Raw genomic sequence first — 19,017 nt, 5'->3', positions numbered from 1 at the left:
AAGCGGACAATAATCAAGCCAGCCCGCGTCCGGTAAGCTGAATGAAAATATCTTCCAGCGTAGCCTCTTCGCTGTGCAACGTAATCACCTTTTCGTGCTGAAGCAGGTTCGCCATCTCGGCGGCAGTCTCCGGTTGGTCAAGAATAATCTCGCGGGTCAGCAGCGAACCATCGGGGCCAACCACTTCGGCCCGCACCATCCGCTTACCGTACTGCTGCTTGAGGTTGTGAGGCGTATCGAGGGCCACAATCCGTCCACTGTTGATAAAGGCAACCCGATGACAGAGCCGATCCGCTTCGTACATGTCGTGGGTGGTGAGGAAGATGGTCGCGCCGCGCTCCTGTTCTTCGCGAATCACACGGCGGATCGCCTCGGCAGATGTTGGATCGAGACCTTCGGTAGGTTCATCCAGAAAGAGAATATCAGGCCGATTGACCAGCGCGCGGGCGATCATCAAGCGCTGTTTCATGCCTTTGGAATAGTGACTGACCAGATCATTCCCACGTCCATCGAGACCGACGCGCCGCAGCAAGGCCGTCAGATCAAGATCGCGGACATTGAAGAGACGGGCAAAGAGGCGCAGATTATCGGCGGCGCTCAACTCCTCGTAGAGATTTGGTTGCTCGAAGCAGACGCCAATCCGGGCCTGGACCTGCTTGGGATGGCGGGACACGTCAATTCCCAACAAGAGGGCCCGCCCGCTCAACGGGCGGAGCTGGCCGGTCAGCATCTTCACCGTGGTTGATTTACCGGCTCCGTTTGGTCCCAGAAACCCAAGGATTTCGCCTCGTTCTACCGTGAAGCTGATGTGATCGACAGCGAGCAGATCACCGTAACGGTAGGTCAATGAATCGGCAACAATGGCAGGTTCAGACATCGCATCCTCACGCAAGACAAAAACCGCCGACACGATGCCGGCGATTAGTGGTGACGCGAGTCATTATAATACCGTCTTTGCTGACTGCAAGATGGTGTAAGGATATTTCTGCGAGAAATTATCTTAATCCATCGGTAGCAAAGCGTATAACACTGCATGCATCTCATTGACAGAGATGCCTCTACCACGGCGTTGACAGGCTAGGCGACAGTGACCAGCGTTTTGGCGCAGTGCCGCACGGTCGGCGCAGAGTACGGCAGGTGCGGAAGCATGGCTGCCTTACTCCAAACCATGCGTTACGGACAACCCAACCGGGAAACCGTCTCCACATCGGTGGGTGATACCACGTCGTTCTCCTACCCGCACTCAGGTCACCGCCGTGATAATGCGATCACAAGCGATGACTGACACCAGATTTGAATAGAACACCAAACACTTCGCAATCTTGTCAGAGATGCTGCGACCACGATGTTGACAGGCCAGGCGACAGTGACCAGCGTTTTGGCGCAGTGCCGCACGGTCGGCGCAGAGTACGGCAGGTGCGGAAGCCAAGCTGCCGCACTCCGCAGATGCGATCTGTGAGATTATTCGAGCAAACGCTCACGAATTGATGAAACCGGCTTATCATCCCCCTCCCGACCACGTTCAAGGTCAAGCATCAGCAAAACTGCCGTTATCAGATACGGTGGCATACTGGCGTTAAAGTACGAACCGGCACTGATATTCACCAGCAAAAACAGGGCCAGTGCTGCACTCTGCCGCACCCCAATCCCGGTCAGCATACTGAAAGCCACAATGATTTGACCGATGGTCAGCACCCATGCAATCGGTCGGTAGAACGGAATGGCAAAAAAGCGCAGATAAGCGGCACTGAAACTGTGTGGGTCAATCTCGGACAGCCGTTGTTCAAAATGTTCGCGCAGAACTGTAGAGGTCATCCATCGGCGGGTAAGTTTGTGGTACGCCCCATACGCAAAGGTTGCCCCGAATACATAACGTAATATCAGTAATGTGATGCGGCCTATCCGTTGCCACGGGATTGAGCGTCTCATTGTTCACCTCCGTGCGAAGCGCGTTGCCCAGAAAGTATAACACTTTTTGACACAAATTGTGTTTATATGTCACAACATAAAAATTAAGTATTTGATGAGAAACCTGCCATTGCCATCACTGATCCGGTATGATAATTGGTGGAACGCTACACAGATACTGAGCTAACAAGAGGTGTTATCGTTATGTCTATTCGGCGCATTGCATTAATTGTCGGAGCTATCATTGTACTGATTGCCGGCGGCTTGATCGCGTATGTCTTTCGACCGCCAGAGGCGGCAAGCGGGCCACTGGAAGCGGTACCGCTGGCTCTGCCAACCACAGCTCCTACGTTAGCTGCTCCTACCGCCGTTCCCACCGCTGCGCAGGATGTACCTACCGTCGCTCCGGCGGCTACAGAAACTGCGGCACCGGAGGCCACTGCAACGACACCTGCTGCAAGCAGCGGACCGGTCCTCCAGCTCTTTGCGATTGATCAGAACCGCTCTGAAGCACGTTTTCTGATCGATGAAGTTCTGCGCGGTAGTCCGATCACTGTGGTCGGCGTAACCGATCAGGTTGCCGGCCAGATTGCGCTCGATCCCAATTATCCGCAAGCGGCTCAGGTTGGTGTGATCCAGATTAATGCCCGAACCCTGACCACCGATAACGAACTTCGTAACCGGGCCATCAAGAATGCCATTTTGCGTACCAATCAGTTTGAGCTGATCACATTTACGCCACGAGTGATTACCGGTTTGCCCGACACGGTAACAATTGGCGTACCGTTCGAGTTTACCATTGAGGGTGATCTTACGATTACCGATGTAACCCGTCCGGTAACGTTTACCGTCACCGTGACTCCGGTGAGTCAGAGCGAGATCAGTGGCCTGGCCACAACCACCATTCTTTATCGCGACTTCAACCTGACCATTCCCGATTCACCGTCGGTGGATACCGTAGCCGATGAGGTACGGCTGGAGTTAGAATTTGTAGCAACCCTGATCGGGTAATTGACGAGTGATCAGGCAGTCGCTATAATAACGCGAGTTTTATAAGGCATCAGATCAGGAGCCGATTATGAGCGTGCAGAGCACCCGCGGTCGTCGTGTGAAGACGGCAAAGCAGAACAACCTTCTCTACTTGTATATTGCAGTTGGCGTCGTTGCAGTGATTGCCATTACGGGTCTGGTCGTCCTGCTGACTCGCAACAACACCGAGGTGAAGGCGCCGACAGCGCCGGTTGGACGGACGGAAGAGGGATTTTACTATAAAGGTGATCCAAACGCAGCGGTCAAGGTAATCGCTTTCGAGGATTACCAGTGTCCGGGATGTGCCTACTTCAGCCGTAATCTGGCCCCTATCCTTGAGCGCGACTACATCAATACCGGTCGGGTACAGTTTATCTATCACGAACTTCCGCTCACCAATATTCACCCCAACGCCGTTGCCGCCGCCGAAGCCGCCCGCTGTGCCGGCGATCAGGGTAAGTATTGGGAAATGCACGATCAGCTTTTTGCCAACCAGAGCCTGTGGGCCCAGCTAAGCTCGCCGCTGAATGTGTTTAGTGGCTACGCAGGACGTATCGGTATCGACCGGGCGGCATTTGACGCCTGTATGCAGGCCGGCACGCACCGCGAAGCAATTCTGGCCGCCGCCCAAGAGGCCGCAGCCCTCGGTGTGCAGGCGACGCCGTCATTCAGCGTCAATGGTCAGATTGTCGACTCGGGTCGCCTGTTTACCGCTATCGACGCAGCGTTACGAGCGGCGGGACGATAAACAACACGCCACTTCCTGACAGAGGTGAAGAGTCTGTGAGATCCCGCTGTCAGGAATGTGGCGACGATCTTCAGGCAGAGCAGAGAGAAGTTATCTCATACCTGTGCGAGTGCTGTACAGAGATAACTTTGTCATTCTTTGCCGGGATTATCTTGACGCGCTGTCGCTGTCGGCCTATAATGGGCCGGCTTTTTCGATACGAGTGAGGAGCACGCAACCGTGCAGAACCGTAACATTCTAGCGCTTATCATCACGATCATTGCGACTGGTCTGGCACTGGCGATTAATTTCGCACCCAACAACACCTTCCTGGGCCGCGATGTCAGTGTGCGGCTTGGGCTTGACTTACAGGGTGGGATTCAGGTGCTGTTGCGCTCAGCCGATCCCGATGCCACTGCCGACGAGATTGCCACGGCGGCGCGTGTTATCGAGCAGCGGGTTAATGGTCTCGGTGTTGGCGAAACGGTTGTTCAGCAAGCGGGAAATAACCGCATTATTGTTGAGCTGCCAGGGGTAGCCAATCCCGAACAGGCTATCGAGACCCTGCGCGGCACCGGCCGGCTCGAGTTCATCGACTCGCAAGGGGAATTCCTGGCCGACGGCGCCATTGTGCGGACATCGAGTAGCCCCATTCCGCCACCTCAGTTGCTCGAAAGCAGAAACATTACCGATCCTACCACCCTCGGCCCTATCTACCAGAGCATTACTGATGGTGCCGATCTGGACACCAGTGCCGTACAACCGACCTTCTCGCAGGGTGGCACCCTCGGCAGTCGTCCGGCCGTCTCGTTTGCCTTCCGGGGTGAGTCAGCACAGCGGCTGGCATCCTTTACCGCAGCGAATGTTGGCCGGCCAATGTGTATTGTGCTCGACAACACAGTTGTGAGTTGCCCGGTGATTAATGCTGCGCTGACGGACGGTTCTGGAATCATTGAAGTGAGCAACGAGGACGAGCGAACCCGTATCTTCAATCAGTTGAAATACGGTGCCCTGCCGGTACCCCTGGTAGTCGAGACAAGTCGTACTGTGACGGCAACCCTCGGTCAGGAGAGTGTACAGGCCAGTATCACTGCAGGAATTATTGGGCTGGCAGTAGTCGCTATCTTCATGATCTTGTTCTACCGCGGCCCAGGATTGATTGCAACGGTGGCGCTGCTGATTTACACGATTATCAGCTTCGCGATTTACCGTCTGATCCCAGTCACCCTGACTCTGCCGGGCATTGCCGGTTTCATCCTTTCGATTGGATTGGCGGTTGATGCCAACGTCTTGATCTTCGCCCGTCTACGCGAAGAGTACCGTCGCGGTCGTGACATTCGCAGTGCGCTCGAACTAGGGTTTGTCGAGTCGTGGCCAGCCATCCGGGACTCGAGTGTTTCAACGCTGATTACCAGCATTGTCCTGTTTATGTTTGGCAACAGCTTCGGCGTCAGCCTGATTAAGGGCTTTGCCCTGACCCTGGGACTTGGCATCGTCGTTAGTCTGTTTACGGCGCTTGTTGTGTCGCGAACCTTCCTGCGGCTGGTACTGCCTCTGTTCAGCGATGAACGAGCCTGGTGGTTTGGTGTAGATCGCCGCGAGCCATCACCAACGGTACAGACCGCCGCGTAACAGGAAACGAATTCGGTCGATCACACGGACACCGCGCAATACTGGAGTAACGCCTGTATGGAACATCTCGTCCGCCGTCGTTATTGGTGGTTTGCCTTTTCACTGCTGATTATCTTGCCCGGCCTGTATATGCTCTTCCTGCACCCGTTGCTGACGACGGGACGACCGGGAATTGGCTTACGACCGAGCATTGACTTCGCCGGTGGCGCATTGTGGGAATTGCGCTTTCCCGATGTTACGCCTGAGACATTAAGCACCGACCGGATCGCGCAGGCTTTTGCGGAGGCCGGCTTCGAGAGCGCACAGGTTCAGCTCAGCCCAACGGTGATTGACGGCCAACCGGTAGCTGCCGCGCTGGTGCGAACACGACCATTGAGCGAGTCTGACCCAAATGCCGAAATCGATGCCGTTACGAAAGCCCTGACCGACGCTTTTGGCACAGTCAGTCGTGAGCGGCTAGAGAGCGTTGGGCCAACAGTCAGTGCCGAGTCAACGCGCAGCGCTATCATTGCCGTGCTCGGGGCTTCGTTGATCATTCTGCTCTACCTGACATGGGCGTTTCGCAAGGCGCCACATCCTTTTCGTTACGGTGTCTGTGCCCTGATTGCGATGCTGCACGATGTGTTAGTCGTGCTAGGCATTGCTGCTATCCTGGGAGCTACCATCGGGTTAGAGGTTGATGCTCTCTTCCTGACGGCCTTGCTCACCACACTGAGCTTCTCGGTACACGATACGATTGTGGTGTTTGATCGCATCCGTGAAAATCTAATCAATCGTCATCCCGCCGAGACGTTCGATGACATCGTGAACCACAGTCTGGTGCAAACCCTGCCACGGTCGATCAATGCGCAGTTGACGACCTTCTTCACCCTGACAGCGCTGCTGCTGTTTGGCGGCGATACCATCCGCAATTTTGTCTTAATCCTGCTTATCGGGTTGGTCAGCGGAACGTACTCGTCGATCTTCAACGCGGCGCAATTGCTGGTGGTGTGGGAGCATCGCGAGTGGCGCAACTGGTTTAAGCGTGGCCGCCAGGATGAAGTAGAGGTTCGCTCAGGAGCATAGAACAGAGTATAAAAGTTACCTTCAGTACGGGGCAGGTTCGCGACCTGCCCCTTTTCTGTCACCGGCAACAACGACGTGAGTGAAAACCTGGCTTCTGTACGCCAAAATACCCCGACACACTGATCGTATCGGAGGAATGGCCCAGCCGCGTGCAGTATAGATTGAGGTGTGAGGCGATACTACTTGCTGCAAACCCGCAATCATGCTATAATCGCAGACAACGTTCGCGTGCGGCGCCATGGTGCGTCGGCGAACTTCAGATGCTCATCGAGATGGGCTGAGGGACTGGCCCGATGACGCCCGGCAACCCCCGCCAGGGAAGGTGCCAAATCCAGCGGCAATGGATATCATTGGCCGAAAGATGAGAGGAACGAAGTCTATCGGAGCCTCTCGCCGTGCGAGTGGCTCCATCTTATTGCGACGCCTATGGAACTCCGCACAGTCTGGTGGGAAAATGACGCAGTCTGCCTGATCGATCAGCGCAAGTTACCACACACGATGGAGGTTGTGCGCTGCACCGATCTGGCAGCAGTTGCATACGCGATTCGGAGTATGCAAGTACGTGGTGCACCAGCCATTGGCTGCACTGCCGCATACGGTATGGCCCTCGTCGCGCAGCAAAGTGTTGCGCTTACCCCTTCAGCACTCCTGACCGAACTCGTCCAGGCCAAAGCAACGCTCGATTCGCAACGCCCAACCGCCGTCAATCTGGCGTGGGCCACCAGCCGCATGCTCCGCCGGGCGGAGGCGGTGGCAAGCGAAGGAGTGGAAGCGATCAAACACGCGCTGCACGCTGAGGCAGAAGCGATCTTTGCTGAAGACCTGGCAATGTGTCACGCCATTGGTGAGCATGGGGCGTCATTGATCCCGCCACGAGGTCACGTCCTCACCCACTGTAACGCTGGTGGGCTGGCAACAGCCGGTTATGGTACTGCCCTGGCCCCGATCCGCACCGCCTTTGCCCAGGGGCGGCCTGTCCATGTCTTTGTTGATGAGACGCGGCCATTCCTGCAAGGTGCCCGATTGACGGCGTGGGAACTCTTGCAAGCCGGCATTCCGCAGACGTTGATCACCGATAATATGGCTGCCTTTATGATGCAGCGTGGGCAGATAGATTGCGTGATTGTCGGTGCGGATCGCATTGCAGCTAATGGGGATGTCGCAAACAAAATTGGTACATATGGCCTGGCAGTACTCGCACGCTACCACAATATTCCCTTCTACGTCGCTGCACCCTCTTCAACCATCGATCTCGCGACAGCAAGCGGCGCCGATATTCCGATTGAAGAGCGTGATCCTGCCGAAGTCACCCACATTGCCGGCGTAGCAATTGCGCCCCAGGGTGTGCGAGCTGCGCATCCGGCTTTTGATGTGACACCAAACGAATTGGTGACAGCGATTATTACGGAACGGGGCATCGTGCGACCGCCATATCTGGCCGCATTGCGTCAGCTTGAGAGTGGGCGATGAGCAGGTTCGGAGCACTGTTACCGGCCTGTCAGCCACTCTTGCGCGGTGGTCTCCCTCACCAGAGCCTGGCGCAGGCTGCACAATTGATCTGTCGCTATCAACCGCAAACGCCGGCATGGCCACTCCCGCCTCCCCGGACACTGGCCGATACCCCATTCGCTCTGGCAGCGCAGGGCTTGCCGGGCATTCAGATTGATATTGAGCGTGACCGTTTGATGGTCGATCAGGCTATCCTGGAGCAGGAAGCAACAAAGGTGAGTCTGGCATACCTGCGCGGCGATACACAGCCGGCTGCCCTGACCGGTTCGGCCTACACCGCGTTGGAAGAGATCTTGCGTCGATTGAACGCAGAAGACCGCCAACCCCTACTGTTGAAATATGAGACCATTGGCCCGGTGAGCCTGAGTCTGGCTTTAACCGATGATCACGAGCGACCACTGGCTTACGATCCGGGATGGCGCGAGATCATTCTCCAATTCTGTAGCCTGCGCGTCATCTGGCAACACGAACAAGTCCAGGGCTATGCAGATCATCGTCTGGCAATGATTGAGGAGCCATTCCTTGATGCGCTCTCCACACCGTTATGTCCATTGACCTGGGAGGATGGCCTCGACATGCTTAACCGCTTTCTGGCCGACTTACCTTCCTGGCGTGGCATCTTTCTGAGCGGTCACGTGCGTTGGTCAGAGATACTGCATTTGCCGGTTGATGTCATCGGTCTGCATGTAACAGAGCAGCTCGACTCATTATTGAAAGCTACGTCGGCGCTCACCGAATTCCTGACCGATGGTGGCTGTCTGGCCTGGGGCATTATTCCAACTGAACATCGGCAGATCGACACCGCAACGGCAACCGATTTGCGCGATCAGGTGTTAAAGGGAATGCAGCAGGTGGCAGAGACAACCGGTGTCGCCTTGCACATTGTGCAGCAACAATCATTTCTCTCATTTACCGGTAGCTTGAGCTATATGAGTCCAGCCTATGCTGAGCAGGCGTTGCAGCTTTGTAGCGAAACAGCGCACTTGATGCAGCAGGCAATAAGTGTTAGCAATCAATAAAATATCGAAATTCCGCCTGGTGCGGGCTGAGCATGAGGAGCAGACGCTGTGAAAATTGTAGTCACCGGTTCCCTGGCCTTTGATTACATTATGGACTTTCCCGGTTATTTTAAAGATTTTATGCTAACCGATAAGGCACATATCATTTCGGTTAGTTTTCTTGTAGATTCGATGCGCAAGTTGCGCGGTGGAGTAGCCGGAAATATTGCATATAATTTAGCGCTTCTCGGTGAACGCCCACTCATCGTTGGTACCGCCGGCCATGATTTTGGTGCTTACCGCGAACTCTTAGAAGAACACGGGGTTGACACCAGCGGAATTACAATTATTGAACATGAGTTTACCTCCTCGTGTTTTATTAATACCGATCAGGCAAATAATCAGATTGTGGCATTTTATGCCGGCGCCATGGGGCACGATCACCATAACACCCTGATCAATCGTGGTCTGACTGCTGATGATCTGGTGCTCATCTCGCCGACCAATCCAGACGCTATGCGTCGCTTTGCGCTTGAATGCCAGCAGATGGGGGTACCGTACATCTTCGATCCGGGCAAGCAAACACCCCGCCTCGATGCTGATTTGCTGACGGTGGGCCTGAAAGGGGCGCGCGTCCTGATCAGCAACGACTATGAGTTTGGGATGATGGCAAAATGTCTCGGCATCAGTGAAGCGGAGTTGATCGCCCAGGCCCCAATCACTGTGGTCACTCGTGGTGTCGAAGGATCGCACATCTACGTGGATGGACAACTGGCTGCCACTATTCCGGTTGCACCGGTCGCTGAAGTGCGCGATCCAACCGGTGCCGGTGATGCCTATCTGGCCGGGATTGCCTTTGGTCTGGCCCGACAATTGCCACTTGACGTCACCGGACGGATTGCGGCCCTCTGTGCAGCGTATGCGATTGAAGAGCGTGGCTGCCAGGAACATCGCTTTACCCCCACCCAATTCGCGCAGCGTTATCGAGAGGCATTTGGTCACGATCTGCCGCACGACCTCTTTTCACTACGGGAGGCAGCATGAAGTGGGGGATATTGAGTGCAGGTCGGATTGCCCGTCGCTTTGCTTCCGCTGTGGCAGTATCAGCGACCGAGCAGGTTGTTGCCGTTGCAGCCCGTGATGCCGAACGTGCGACCGCCTTCGCCGGCGAATTTGGGATCGCTCGCGCCTATAGCGACTATGAAGCCTTGCTGAACGATCCCGACGTTGAGGCGGTGTACAATGCGCTGCCCAACAGCCTGCATGCACGCTGGTCGATTGCGGCGTTGCAGGCCGGCAAACACGTGCTGTGTGAAAAGCCGCTGGCGACGACCCTGGCCGATGGCCTGGCGATGGCTGCCGCAGCGCAGGCGCACCGACGTTTGTTGATGGAAGCCTTTATGTACCGCTTCCATCCGCAAACCATCACCGTTCAACGCTTACTGGCTGATGGCGTTATCGGTGATGTGAAACAGGTGAGAGGCAATTTTGCCTTTTTGCTCGATGATACGACAAACATCCGGCTCAACCCTGAATTGGGCGGCGGTGCGCTGTACGACATCGGATGCTACCCGCTGAGCTATGCCCGTATGGCTTTTGGCAGTGCGCCCCAAAAAGCCAGTGCCTTTGTTACCGGCGAACCGGTTGATCTGAGTCTGAGCGGCCTGCTCTGGTTTGCTGAAGATCGGGTGGCCACCATTACTTGCAGCTTTCAGAGTGCATGGAATCAGCGCATCGAAATCATCGGCAGCGCAGGATGGATTCATCTTGAACGACCGTTCAATCCGACACCTGATCTGGCAACCACAATCGCGATTGCCCGCGGTGGTCGTCACGTGACGGTAGAGACAGTGACGATCCCGGCTGCCGATCACTTTCGGCTCGAAGCCGAGGGCTTTGCTGCGCTGGCAAGCGGTGGCGCTCCGGTACCGGCAATCGGGGCAATGCCGTTGACCGAGTCGCTCGACAACCTGGCTGCAATGGAGGCACTCTTTCGTAGTGCTGCTACTGCCACACATACTGTTGTCCACCAGCCGACACTCACACCGGAATGGCCGGTCGGCACGTCGCCTGGTTATTAGTAAAGGAGAGTCTACCAGCTATGACCGTAAGCTACGACATCAAAGATATCAATCTGGCCGAGCAAGGCCGCAAGCGCATTGAGTGGGCCGAAAAAGAGATGCCCGTGCTGCGCCTGATCCGCGAGCGCTTTGCCCGCGAGCGCCCACTGGCCGGTCTGCGCATCAGCGCCTGTCTGCACGTTACCACCGAGACTGCCAACCTCATGCGGACTTTGGCTGCTGGCGGTGCCGACGTGGTGCTGGTTGCATCCAACCCTCTGAGCACGCAGGATGACGTTGCTGCTGCTCTGGTGGCCTATGAAGAGATTCCGGTTTTCGCAATCAAAGGCGAAAGCAACGAGGTGTATTACAGCCACATCCGGGCTGCGCTCGATCACAATCCGCAGTTAACCATGGACGACGGCGCCGATCTGGTGACCGGTGTGCTGAGGGATCGCCCCGATCTGATCCCACACATGGTCGGTAGCACCGAAGAGACTACAACCGGCGTCATTCGCCTGAAGGCGATGGCCAAAGAGGGTGTCCTGCCGTTCCCGGTCATCGCTGTGAACGACAGTGACACCAAGCACATGTTCGATAACCGGTACGGCACCGGTCAAAGCACGCTCGACGGGATTATTCGCGCTACCAATATTCTGCTGGCCGGCAAGACCTTTGTGGTTGCCGGTTATGGCTGGTGCTCACGCGGGATTGCCGAGCGCGCACGCGGCCTGGGGGCGAATGTGATTGTGACCGAAGTTGATCCCATCAAGGCGCTTGAAGCAGTGATGGACGGCTTCCGGGTGATGCCAATGGAAGAGGCTGCATCTCAGGCCGATTTCATCGTCACTGCAACCGGCAACAAGCACGTGATCGACAGCAATGCCTTTGCCGTTATGAAAGACGGTTGTGTGATCGCGAATAGTGGTCACTTCAACGTCGAGATCAATATTCCTGCGCTCGAGGCACTGAGTGTTGAAAAGCGGCAGCCGCGTGCGTTTGTTGACCAGTACATTCTGCGCGATGGCCGGGCGATCAACCTGCTCGGTGAAGGACGGCTGATTAATCTGGCCAGTGCAGAAGGCCATCCGAGCGCGGTGATGGATATGAGCTTCGCCAATCAGGCGCTGGCCAGCGAGTTTTTGTTGCGCAACCAGGGCAAACTACCGGTTGGTGTGCATGCCCTGCCCAAAGAGCTGGATCGCGAGATTGCAGCGCTGAAGTTGGCGGCGATGGGCATCAAGATCGACACCCTCACCGCCGAACAAGAGGCGTATCTCAATTCCTGGCAAGAGGGCACGTAATTCGTTGTTCTTCTACAGCGGCGTGACGGTGTGATCGGTGCATCACATCGCCACGCCGCAAGCAACCATCATTGCCTCGTTGCAGCCTTCCATTAACAAGTGACGTACAGCGCAGTAGGGCGCTGAAGAAATAAGCTCCAGAACGACAACAGAGGTTACCTATGGCAAACACATTTATGAACTCGCCTCGCTTCTACTTCACCAGTGAGAGTGTCAGCGAGGGCCATCCCGACAAAATGTGTGATCAGATCAGCGACGCAATTCTCGATGCGTTCCTGAGTCACGACCCGAAGGCACGGGTGGCAGTGGAAACGGCGACAACCACCGGTCTGATCGTGGTGCTGGGTGAAGTAACTTACGAACGCGGCTACATTCCGATTGAAGAGATCGTCCGCCGCACGGTGAAAGAGATTGGCTATACCAGCGCCGAATATGGCTTCGACGCCGACACCTGTGGCGTGATGGTCGCCATTCACGGTCAATCGCCCGATATTGCGATGGGTGTTGATAAAGCGCTTGAAGCCAAGATCGGCGCTATGGCCGATGACGTGGAAGCGGTTGGGGCCGGCGATCAAGGGATGATGTTCGGCTTCGCCTGTGATGAGACGCCGGAACTGATGCCGGCCAGCATCGCCCTGGCCCATCGCCTGATCCGTCGGCTGGAGCGGGTACGCAAAGATGGCACACTACCCTATCTGCGTCCCGACGCCAAATCGCAAGTGACGGTTGAGTACAGCTTTGGCAAACCGGTGCGGGTTGATACTGTGCTGATCAGCAGCCAGCATGCACCGGACATCACTCAGGATCAAATCCGCGCCGATTTGATCGAGCACGTCATCAAGACAGAAATTCCCGAAGCATGGCTGGATAGCCAGACCAAAATTTTCATCAATCCAACCGGTCGCTTCGTGATCGGTGGGCCAATGGGTGACAGCGGCCTCACCGGGCGCAAGATCATTGTGGACACTTACGGTGGCGTTGCCCGCCATGGTGGTGGTGCCTTCAGCGGCAAAGACCCCTCAAAAGTTGATCGCAGTGCTGCCTACGCCTGCCGCTGGGTTGCGAAGAACATTGTCGCCGCTGGACTGGCCCGTCGGGTCGAACTGCAAGTGAGCTACGCTATCGGCGTCGCCCGCCCGCTCTCGCTCAGCGTCGAAACCTTCGGTACCGCTGCCGTTCCCGATGAAGTCATCCTCAAAGCGGTGAATGAGGTCTTTGATCTGCGGCCAGGTGCGATTATCCGCGATCTTGATCTGCGGCGTCCGATCTACCGCAAGACGGCGGCTGGTGGACATTTCGGGCGGACTGACATCGATCTGCCATGGGAGCGCACGAATCGGGTGGAAGAGCTGCGCCGCGCTGCCGGCTTGTAGGCTTCTACCCCACCCGGCAGGATGTTTCGGGTAGTTCCTGAAGAGGATGATGTAAACCGGAACGTACCGGCACGCCGAAAGGTGTGATGTATCTGTCAATCAGAGATGCATCACACCTTTTTCCTGTGTTATACAGAATAGTCCTGTAGTATCCATTTGCCAGGTAACCATTCCATCTGGAGCCAGATTATGACAACATCGCCACGCTGGCGACATATCGCCCGTACCCTCACCGACTATGCCCTGCTCACGGTTGGTGCCTTGCTAAGTGCCACGGCAGTACGCTTTTTTCTGGTTCCTAATCAGGTAGTCACCGGTGGTCTGACCGGTGTCGCGCAACTACTGAACACCTTTATTGGAACCCCGGTTGGCGTGGTCGTTTTGATATTGAACATTCCGCTGCTGATTGCCGGCTGGCGCTATCTGGGTGGAGCAGTGTTTGGCGTCCGTACCTTCTACACCGTAGTTGTCATGTCGCTGGCAATCGATGGTCTGGCGCCATTTGCGCGTCCGATCACGAATGATCCCCTGCTCTACAGTCTTTACGGCGGCGTGATTGACGGCATTGGTATTGGCCTGGTCTTGCGGGCGCGAGGCACCACCGGCGGCAGCGACATTCTGGCCCGGCTCATTGAGCGGCGCTTTGGCGTGCAACCGGGGCGTAGCCTGCTCGGCTTCGACACCATGGTGTTCACGGCTGCACTGTTCAGTTACGGGCCGGAGAAGATTCTGTACGCCCTGCTGGTCGCGTTCACGGCCAGTCGTGCCATCGACACCGTCCTGGCAGCAGGCAAAGGTGCTCGCCAGGCGCTCATCATCACCTCGTCGCCTGAACCGATTCGCCAGGCGGTATTGCACCGCATCGGACGCGGAGTCACGCAGCTTGAAGCAATTGGTGGTTATACCGGCGCAACCAGAGCGGTGTTGCTATGCGTGGTAGCACGCACAGAAATCGGTGCTTTGAAAAACATTGTGAGCAATATAGACCCCGCCGCATTCGTCATTATCGGCGAAGTCGAAGAGGTGTTGGGAGAGGGATTTACACCGGCGAGGTGATGCGCACCGATCCGCGTGTCCTGTTTATAGAACACGGATACACGCGGGTTGACGCGGATACTCACGGATCATCCGCGTCTATCCGCCAAATCCGCGCCGATCCGCGTTCCCTATTCAGATGCCCCCGCACGCTCGATCATCGCTGCCATTGCCGCAGCCAGGGCGTCGGGTGAGCCGCCACCGCCCTGAGCAAGGCGGGCATTGCCACCGCCACGCCCACCGAGGACGGCCATCCCGGCGGCCAGGATTTGCCGGGCGTCGCCGGCACTGTCTTCGGCGCAGGCAACGACGATCTGCGGTCGTTCGCTGCCGCCGGCGACAATGGCAATGCCACCCGGCAGTTCAGCGATAAAGCCGGCAATGGTGCGCAGGCGCTCGGCGTCGGCAGCGGGAAGGGTGGCGGTCACGATACGCCGCCCGTTGACGGGTGGGGTCTGCGCATACCACTGCGCTGCCCGCAGTGCATCGAGTTCGCGCTGGGTCTGGCGCAGTTCGCGTTGAAGCGATTGCTGGGTCTCTTGCAAGCGATTGACGGTCTGCGGAAGTTCTGCCCAGCCCACGCTCAACGCTGCGGCAGCCGTCCGCACAGCGGTATCCCGTTCGTGAAGGGCGGTAATGACGCGGTTCCCACACACAAACTCGACCCGGATCAGGCCACGTTGTCGCCCCCACCCCAGAACGGCAATCGCGCCGACTTCACCACTGCGGGCCGGATGGGTGCCGCCACACGCTGAGTGATCGATGTCACCAATGCTGACTACGCGCACTGCGTCACTGACGGTCGGTGGTTTGCGCAGCGGGATCTGAGCCAGTTCGGTCGGCGATACAAAGCGGGCATGGATCGGTAGGTTTGCCCACACGGCACGATTGGCCCAGGCTTCGGCAGCCTGGACCTGATCCAGGCTGAGTTCGCCGATGCTGAGATCAATGGTGACGCTGCGCTCGCTCAGATGGAAGGAGACGGTTGGTGCATTGCACGTCGCGATGAAGGCTGCGGTGAGGATGTGCTGACCACAGTGTTGTTGCATGTGGTCGAAGCGGCGTTCCCAGTTGATCTGACCGGTGACGATAGTTCCCGGTTCGGGAAGCTGAACGCCGGTCGCCAGGATATGCCAGACAACGCCGTTGTCACTCTGCACGTCAATCACCGGCCAGCGCCGGTCAGGATCGGTGGCGGCAGATAGCCAGCCCTGATCGGCGGGTTGACCACCACCCTCTGGGTAGAAGGCGCTCTGATCGAGGGCGACCGCAGGCAGCCCTTGACGTTCGGTCGTGGCGATCACCTGCGCGTTGAACGTTGTCAGGTAGGAGTCGTCGTAGTAGAGGCGCGTAGTGGCGTTCATAGGCTTTGGCTTGTATCAGTTGCAGGTACCTTGCAGGATAGGCGTTCGCGCTTATGGATTGTTTCGGATATTCACCCCAACACCTTTACCGGTCGCCAGTTGTCACCATCACGTTTGAGGAGTGCGATGAGCTTACCGGCTGGATCGTGTGCCCGTGCATGCGGTGCGTCGGGTTCGGTTGCCGTAATGGCCATTCCATGACGTAGTCGGTTGGCATCGTCGGCATCAACCTGGACGAGGGGCCAGTCTTGCAGAACCGTTTCCGGCGGCAGGAGATGGTTGAGTAAGCACGACTGATCGGTCAAGTTTGCCAGCGGTACCGCCTGTGCGAGACGAAAGGGGCCGACGAAGGTACGCTGTAATGAGACCAGATGCCCACCGCAGCCAAGGGCAGCGCCAATGTCGCGGGCCAGTGCGCGAATGTAGACCCCTTTGCCGCATTCGACCTCGATGGTGAGATCGGGTGAGGCCCAATCAAGCAGCTCCAGACGATCAATCCGCACGAGGCGCGGCGCTAGCGTCACCTGATCACCAGCGCGGGCCAGGGCGTAGGCGCGCTGACCGGCGACATGCAAGGCCGAAAAGGCGGGAGGTTGTTGGAGAATGTCACCCCGAAACTGGGCCAGGACAGCGGCGATTTCCGTGATCGTGAATACTGGTACCGGCAGGGTCGCTACCGGTTCACCCTCGGCATCATCGGTCGTTGTCTGCACACCGAGGCGCACGACGCCACGGTAGCCCTTCCGGGCATCGACCAACTGATCGATCAGTCGCGTCGCACTGCCCAGGGCAACGGGTAATACACCCGTTGCTGCCGGATCGAGGGTACCGGCGTGGCCAACCTTTACCGCCCGCCCTGCCAGTCGGCGCACGCGGGCCACCACATCGTGCGATGTCAGACCAGCCGGTTTATCGACAACCAGAAATCCTGTTAATGCTGTCATTGCTTCCCATGCACAGCTTCGCGTAGGGCGGGAAGGACTGCATCCACTGCCGCAGTGAGGCTCATGGTCAACGTTGCCCCCGCAGCCTGACGGTGACCACCACCACCCCAACGCTGAGCAACTGCCGCCACGTCAACCCCCGGTACCGAACGCAAACTGATCTTTACCGTTCCATCAGGACGTTCGCGAAAGAGGACACAGGCCCGCATGCCGGCCACCCGTTGGAGGCGGGAGACCGTATCATCGGTTGCCGACTCATCAGCATTCGCCGCCTGCAACATCTCTTGGGAAACGACCGTCCAGAAGATACCATCTTCCTGCTGGAGCTGCGCCATTGCCATACCGGTCAAACGCAGGGTAGACGGTGGAATCGAAAAGAAGACAGCATCGATGACCGGTTGTTTGGCAGCACCGGCTTCCAGCAACATTGCAGCGCGACGCATCGTTGCAGGAGCAACATTTGGTGTCTGAAAGCTCTGCGTGTCGGTGAGCATGCCCAGGTAGAGGCATGTTGCTGCGTCAGCCGAGATCGGCCAGGCGAGTGCGGTAAACAGATCGAGTAAAACCTCAGCGCAGGAAGGGATCTGCGGCTGAATGAGACTCACCGTACCACCGCCGTCATTGGTGGCATGGTGATCAACAATGATGAGTGGCCGATTGTTGAGAAACGCTGCGTGCTCATCGTAGATCAGACCGGCGCGCGAGAGATGGGCCACATCTACCATCCAGATCAGATCGCAGGCCGGGAGCTTGGTGCCGGATTGATACACGAGCAAATCGGGAAAACCGGGCAAAACAGCACAGTAGTCAATCGGCGGAGAGGAAGCGACTGCAATCGCTTCTTTACCCAATGCACGCAAGACGTGCATAGTTGCCAACATTGACCCAATCGCATCACCATCAGGATTCACGTGGCTCAGCACCAGAATCCGTTGAGTCTGATCCAGCAGTGACCGGATCGGTTCGACCGCTTGCCGGGGATCGGTGTAGATCATAAGCCTCCTGTTGGTACCGTAGCTGCTGGCGCGATAATGCGGTACACCGAATGACCAGCCCGCTTCTTGATCTCTTTGAGACGCAGATTGTGGCGCGGCCCAAGGCGGGGTATCAGGTGGTTGAGGCCGCTCACAACAACAAACCAGTATTCGCCGCCGGGACGTAAATGGCGCAACGGTTCCAGAATGAACTCATGCTCGATAGCGTAGTCACCAATCTTTGCCGGGATGTTCGAGACAATTAAATCGTATGGGCCGGGAGGCGCCTCGCTCAAACCGACGCTGCCAAGGACGGTTACATTCGTTGTGGCGTTCAATTCGGCATTGTGACGAGCGTAGCGCACGGCAAGCAGGTCTTTATCGACTAGAGTCACATCAGCCTGCGGAAAGCGGCGGGCAAGGCAAATCCCGATGACTCCGCAACCGCAACCCACATCGAGAATACGCTGTGGTTCCGGGAATGCCGGCTCGATCAGACGCAGCAGTAAATCAGTCCCTTCATCGATCTGAAACGAAGAGAAGATCGTATGCGCCACATCGAATGCAAACTGCTGACCACGCCATACATACGTGATCCGCTTCTTGTAATAGGGATCGAACGGAACGAGATTACTGTTCATCGTCAAGTTTGGGCGGATTGACTAACCGCTCGTGTTGAATAGCGCGGAATACTTCGTCCATATGCATCGTGTAGTCGAGAGAGGTGTCCTGAATCAGGTGCAATTCAGGAACAAAGCGCATATAACTCATCTCCTCGGCCACTCGTTTGCGCAAAAAGCCTCGTGCGCGCTGTAACGCAGCCATTGCCGCTTCACGTTCTTCTGGTGAACCCATGACCGAAATGCGCACCTTTGCGTGTTGCAGATCGGCGCTGACCTCAACGCCGGTTACTGTTGCAAAACCGACCCGCGGATCTTTTAGCTCTTTCTGTATGACATCACCAAGCACACGTTGCATGGTATCGGCAACCTGTTGCAAGCGGTGTTTTGCCATATGCTTCTTCTCTTTCTAGCTACCCTGGTAAGTCCGGGCATACAGATCGCCAGGGATTGCCTTGGGTTCGACAGATACTCT

General features: G+C 56.8%; 18 protein-coding genes and 1 riboswitch. Of the genes, 11 read left to right on the top strand and 7 right to left on the bottom strand.

All coding sequences use genetic code 11. The features are described 5' to 3' along the window. Nucleotides 1-13: 13 nt before the first annotated feature. Together CAUR_RS15955 and CAUR_RS15950 are read right to left on the bottom strand one after the other, a co-directional pair. Nucleotides 14-877, bottom strand: coding sequence for an ABC transporter ATP-binding protein (locus CAUR_RS15955; RefSeq protein WP_012258883.1), 864 nt, complete (start codon nucleotides 875-877; stop codon nucleotides 14-16). 584 nt (nucleotides 878-1,461) lie between these two features. Continuing rightward, nucleotides 1,462-1,929: a DoxX family membrane protein gene (locus CAUR_RS15950; RefSeq protein WP_012258882.1), complete on the bottom strand. Its 468-nt coding sequence runs from the start codon at nucleotides 1,927-1,929 to the stop codon at nucleotides 1,462-1,464. Nucleotides 1,930-2,112: 183 nt separating this feature from the next. Here CAUR_RS15950 and CAUR_RS15945 point away from each other — a divergent pair, with 183 nt between their 5' ends. From CAUR_RS15945 to CAUR_RS15895, 11 genes are all read left to right on the top strand, one after another. Further along, entirely contained in the window at nucleotides 2,113-2,919 is an 807-nt protein-coding gene (locus CAUR_RS15945) for a YceI family protein (protein ID WP_012258881.1), read from the top strand. A 67-nt stretch (nucleotides 2,920-2,986) separates the two neighbouring features. Then, the gene (locus CAUR_RS15940) at nucleotides 2,987-3,685 is read left to right on the top strand and encodes a DsbA family protein (RefSeq protein ID WP_012258880.1); all 699 of its coding nucleotides are present in this window, start codon (nucleotides 2,987-2,989) and stop codon (nucleotides 3,683-3,685) included. Between the two features lie 219 nt (nucleotides 3,686-3,904). Further along, nucleotides 3,905-5,296, top strand: a complete 1,392-nt coding sequence (gene secD, locus CAUR_RS15935) for a protein translocase subunit SecD (protein WP_012258879.1) — start codon at nucleotides 3,905-3,907, stop codon at nucleotides 5,294-5,296. Between the two features lie 57 nt (nucleotides 5,297-5,353). Next, the gene (secF, locus tag CAUR_RS15930) at nucleotides 5,354-6,361 is read left to right on the top strand and encodes a protein translocase subunit SecF (RefSeq protein ID WP_012258878.1); all 1,008 of its coding nucleotides are present in this window, start codon (nucleotides 5,354-5,356) and stop codon (nucleotides 6,359-6,361) included. Between the two features lie 261 nt (nucleotides 6,362-6,622). After that, nucleotides 6,623-6,729, top strand: a riboswitch (SAM riboswitch). Between the two features lie 58 nt (nucleotides 6,730-6,787). After that, the gene (gene mtnA, locus CAUR_RS15925; RefSeq protein WP_012258877.1) at nucleotides 6,788-7,831 is read left to right on the top strand and encodes an S-methyl-5-thioribose-1-phosphate isomerase; all 1,044 of its coding nucleotides are present in this window, start codon (nucleotides 6,788-6,790) and stop codon (nucleotides 7,829-7,831) included. Continuing rightward, nucleotides 7,828-8,889 carry a uroporphyrinogen decarboxylase/cobalamine-independent methonine synthase family protein gene (locus CAUR_RS15920; RefSeq protein WP_012258876.1) on the top strand — a complete coding sequence of 354 codons (1,062 nt, stop codon included), beginning with the start codon at nucleotides 7,828-7,830 and terminating at the stop codon, nucleotides 8,887-8,889. The genes mtnA and CAUR_RS15920 overlap by 4 nt, the downstream gene beginning before the upstream one ends. 48 nt (nucleotides 8,890-8,937) lie before the next feature. Continuing rightward, nucleotides 8,938-9,912: a carbohydrate kinase family protein gene (locus CAUR_RS15915; protein ID WP_012258875.1), complete on the top strand. Its 975-nt coding sequence runs from the start codon at nucleotides 8,938-8,940 to the stop codon at nucleotides 9,910-9,912. Next, nucleotides 9,909-10,949 (top strand): Gfo/Idh/MocA family protein, encoded by a 1,041-nt coding sequence (locus CAUR_RS15910; RefSeq protein ID WP_012258874.1) that lies wholly within the window; start codon nucleotides 9,909-9,911, stop codon nucleotides 10,947-10,949. Before CAUR_RS15915 ends, CAUR_RS15910 begins: the two co-directional genes overlap by 4 nt. A gap of 20 nt (nucleotides 10,950-10,969) precedes the next feature. After that, a complete protein-coding gene (ahcY, locus tag CAUR_RS15905) occupies nucleotides 10,970-12,232 on the top strand; it encodes an adenosylhomocysteinase (protein WP_012258873.1) in 1,263 nt (420 codons plus the stop codon). 161 nt (nucleotides 12,233-12,393) lie between these two features. Further along, nucleotides 12,394-13,605: a methionine adenosyltransferase gene (gene metK, locus CAUR_RS15900; protein ID WP_012258872.1), complete on the top strand. Its 1,212-nt coding sequence runs from the start codon at nucleotides 12,394-12,396 to the stop codon at nucleotides 13,603-13,605. 189 nt (nucleotides 13,606-13,794) lie between these two features. Then, entirely contained in the window at nucleotides 13,795-14,661 is an 867-nt protein-coding gene (locus CAUR_RS15895) for a YitT family protein (RefSeq protein ID WP_012258871.1), read from the top strand. A 110-nt stretch (nucleotides 14,662-14,771) separates the two neighbouring features. Here the strand turns inward: CAUR_RS15895 and CAUR_RS15890 are convergent, their stop codons facing one another. The 5 genes from CAUR_RS15890 to rbfA all read right to left on the bottom strand — a co-directional run bounded on the left by CAUR_RS15890 (nucleotide 14,772) and on the right by rbfA (nucleotide 18,936). Then, complete coding sequence (locus CAUR_RS15890) at nucleotides 14,772-16,004, bottom strand: alanyl-tRNA editing protein (protein ID WP_012258870.1); 1,233 nt, start codon at nucleotides 16,002-16,004, stop codon at nucleotides 14,772-14,774. A gap of 71 nt (nucleotides 16,005-16,075) precedes the next feature. Then, on the bottom strand, nucleotides 16,076-16,948 hold the full coding sequence (truB, locus tag CAUR_RS15885) for a tRNA pseudouridine(55) synthase TruB (protein WP_012258869.1): 873 nt from the start codon (nucleotides 16,946-16,948) through the stop codon (nucleotides 16,076-16,078). Further along, entirely contained in the window at nucleotides 16,945-17,943 is a 999-nt protein-coding gene (locus tag CAUR_RS15880; RefSeq protein WP_012258868.1) for a DHH family phosphoesterase, read from the bottom strand. The genes truB and CAUR_RS15880 overlap by 4 nt, the downstream gene beginning before the upstream one ends. After that, nucleotides 17,940-18,563, bottom strand: a complete 624-nt coding sequence (locus CAUR_RS15875; protein WP_012258867.1) for a class I SAM-dependent methyltransferase — start codon at nucleotides 18,561-18,563, stop codon at nucleotides 17,940-17,942. The genes CAUR_RS15880 and CAUR_RS15875 overlap by 4 nt, the downstream gene beginning before the upstream one ends. Then, the gene (gene rbfA / locus CAUR_RS15870; protein WP_012258866.1) at nucleotides 18,553-18,936 is read right to left on the bottom strand and encodes a 30S ribosome-binding factor RbfA; all 384 of its coding nucleotides are present in this window, start codon (nucleotides 18,934-18,936) and stop codon (nucleotides 18,553-18,555) included. Before rbfA ends, CAUR_RS15875 begins: the two co-directional genes overlap by 11 nt. Nucleotides 18,937-19,017 lie beyond the last annotated feature (81 nt).

The organism is Chloroflexus aurantiacus J-10-fl (genome assembly GCF_000018865.1).
In the GTDB taxonomy this organism is placed as follows: Bacteria; Chloroflexota; Chloroflexia; order Chloroflexales; family Chloroflexaceae; genus Chloroflexus; species Chloroflexus aurantiacus.
Note: the sequence above shows the minus strand (reverse complement) of the source record. Positions and strands in the feature narration are given on the sequence as shown.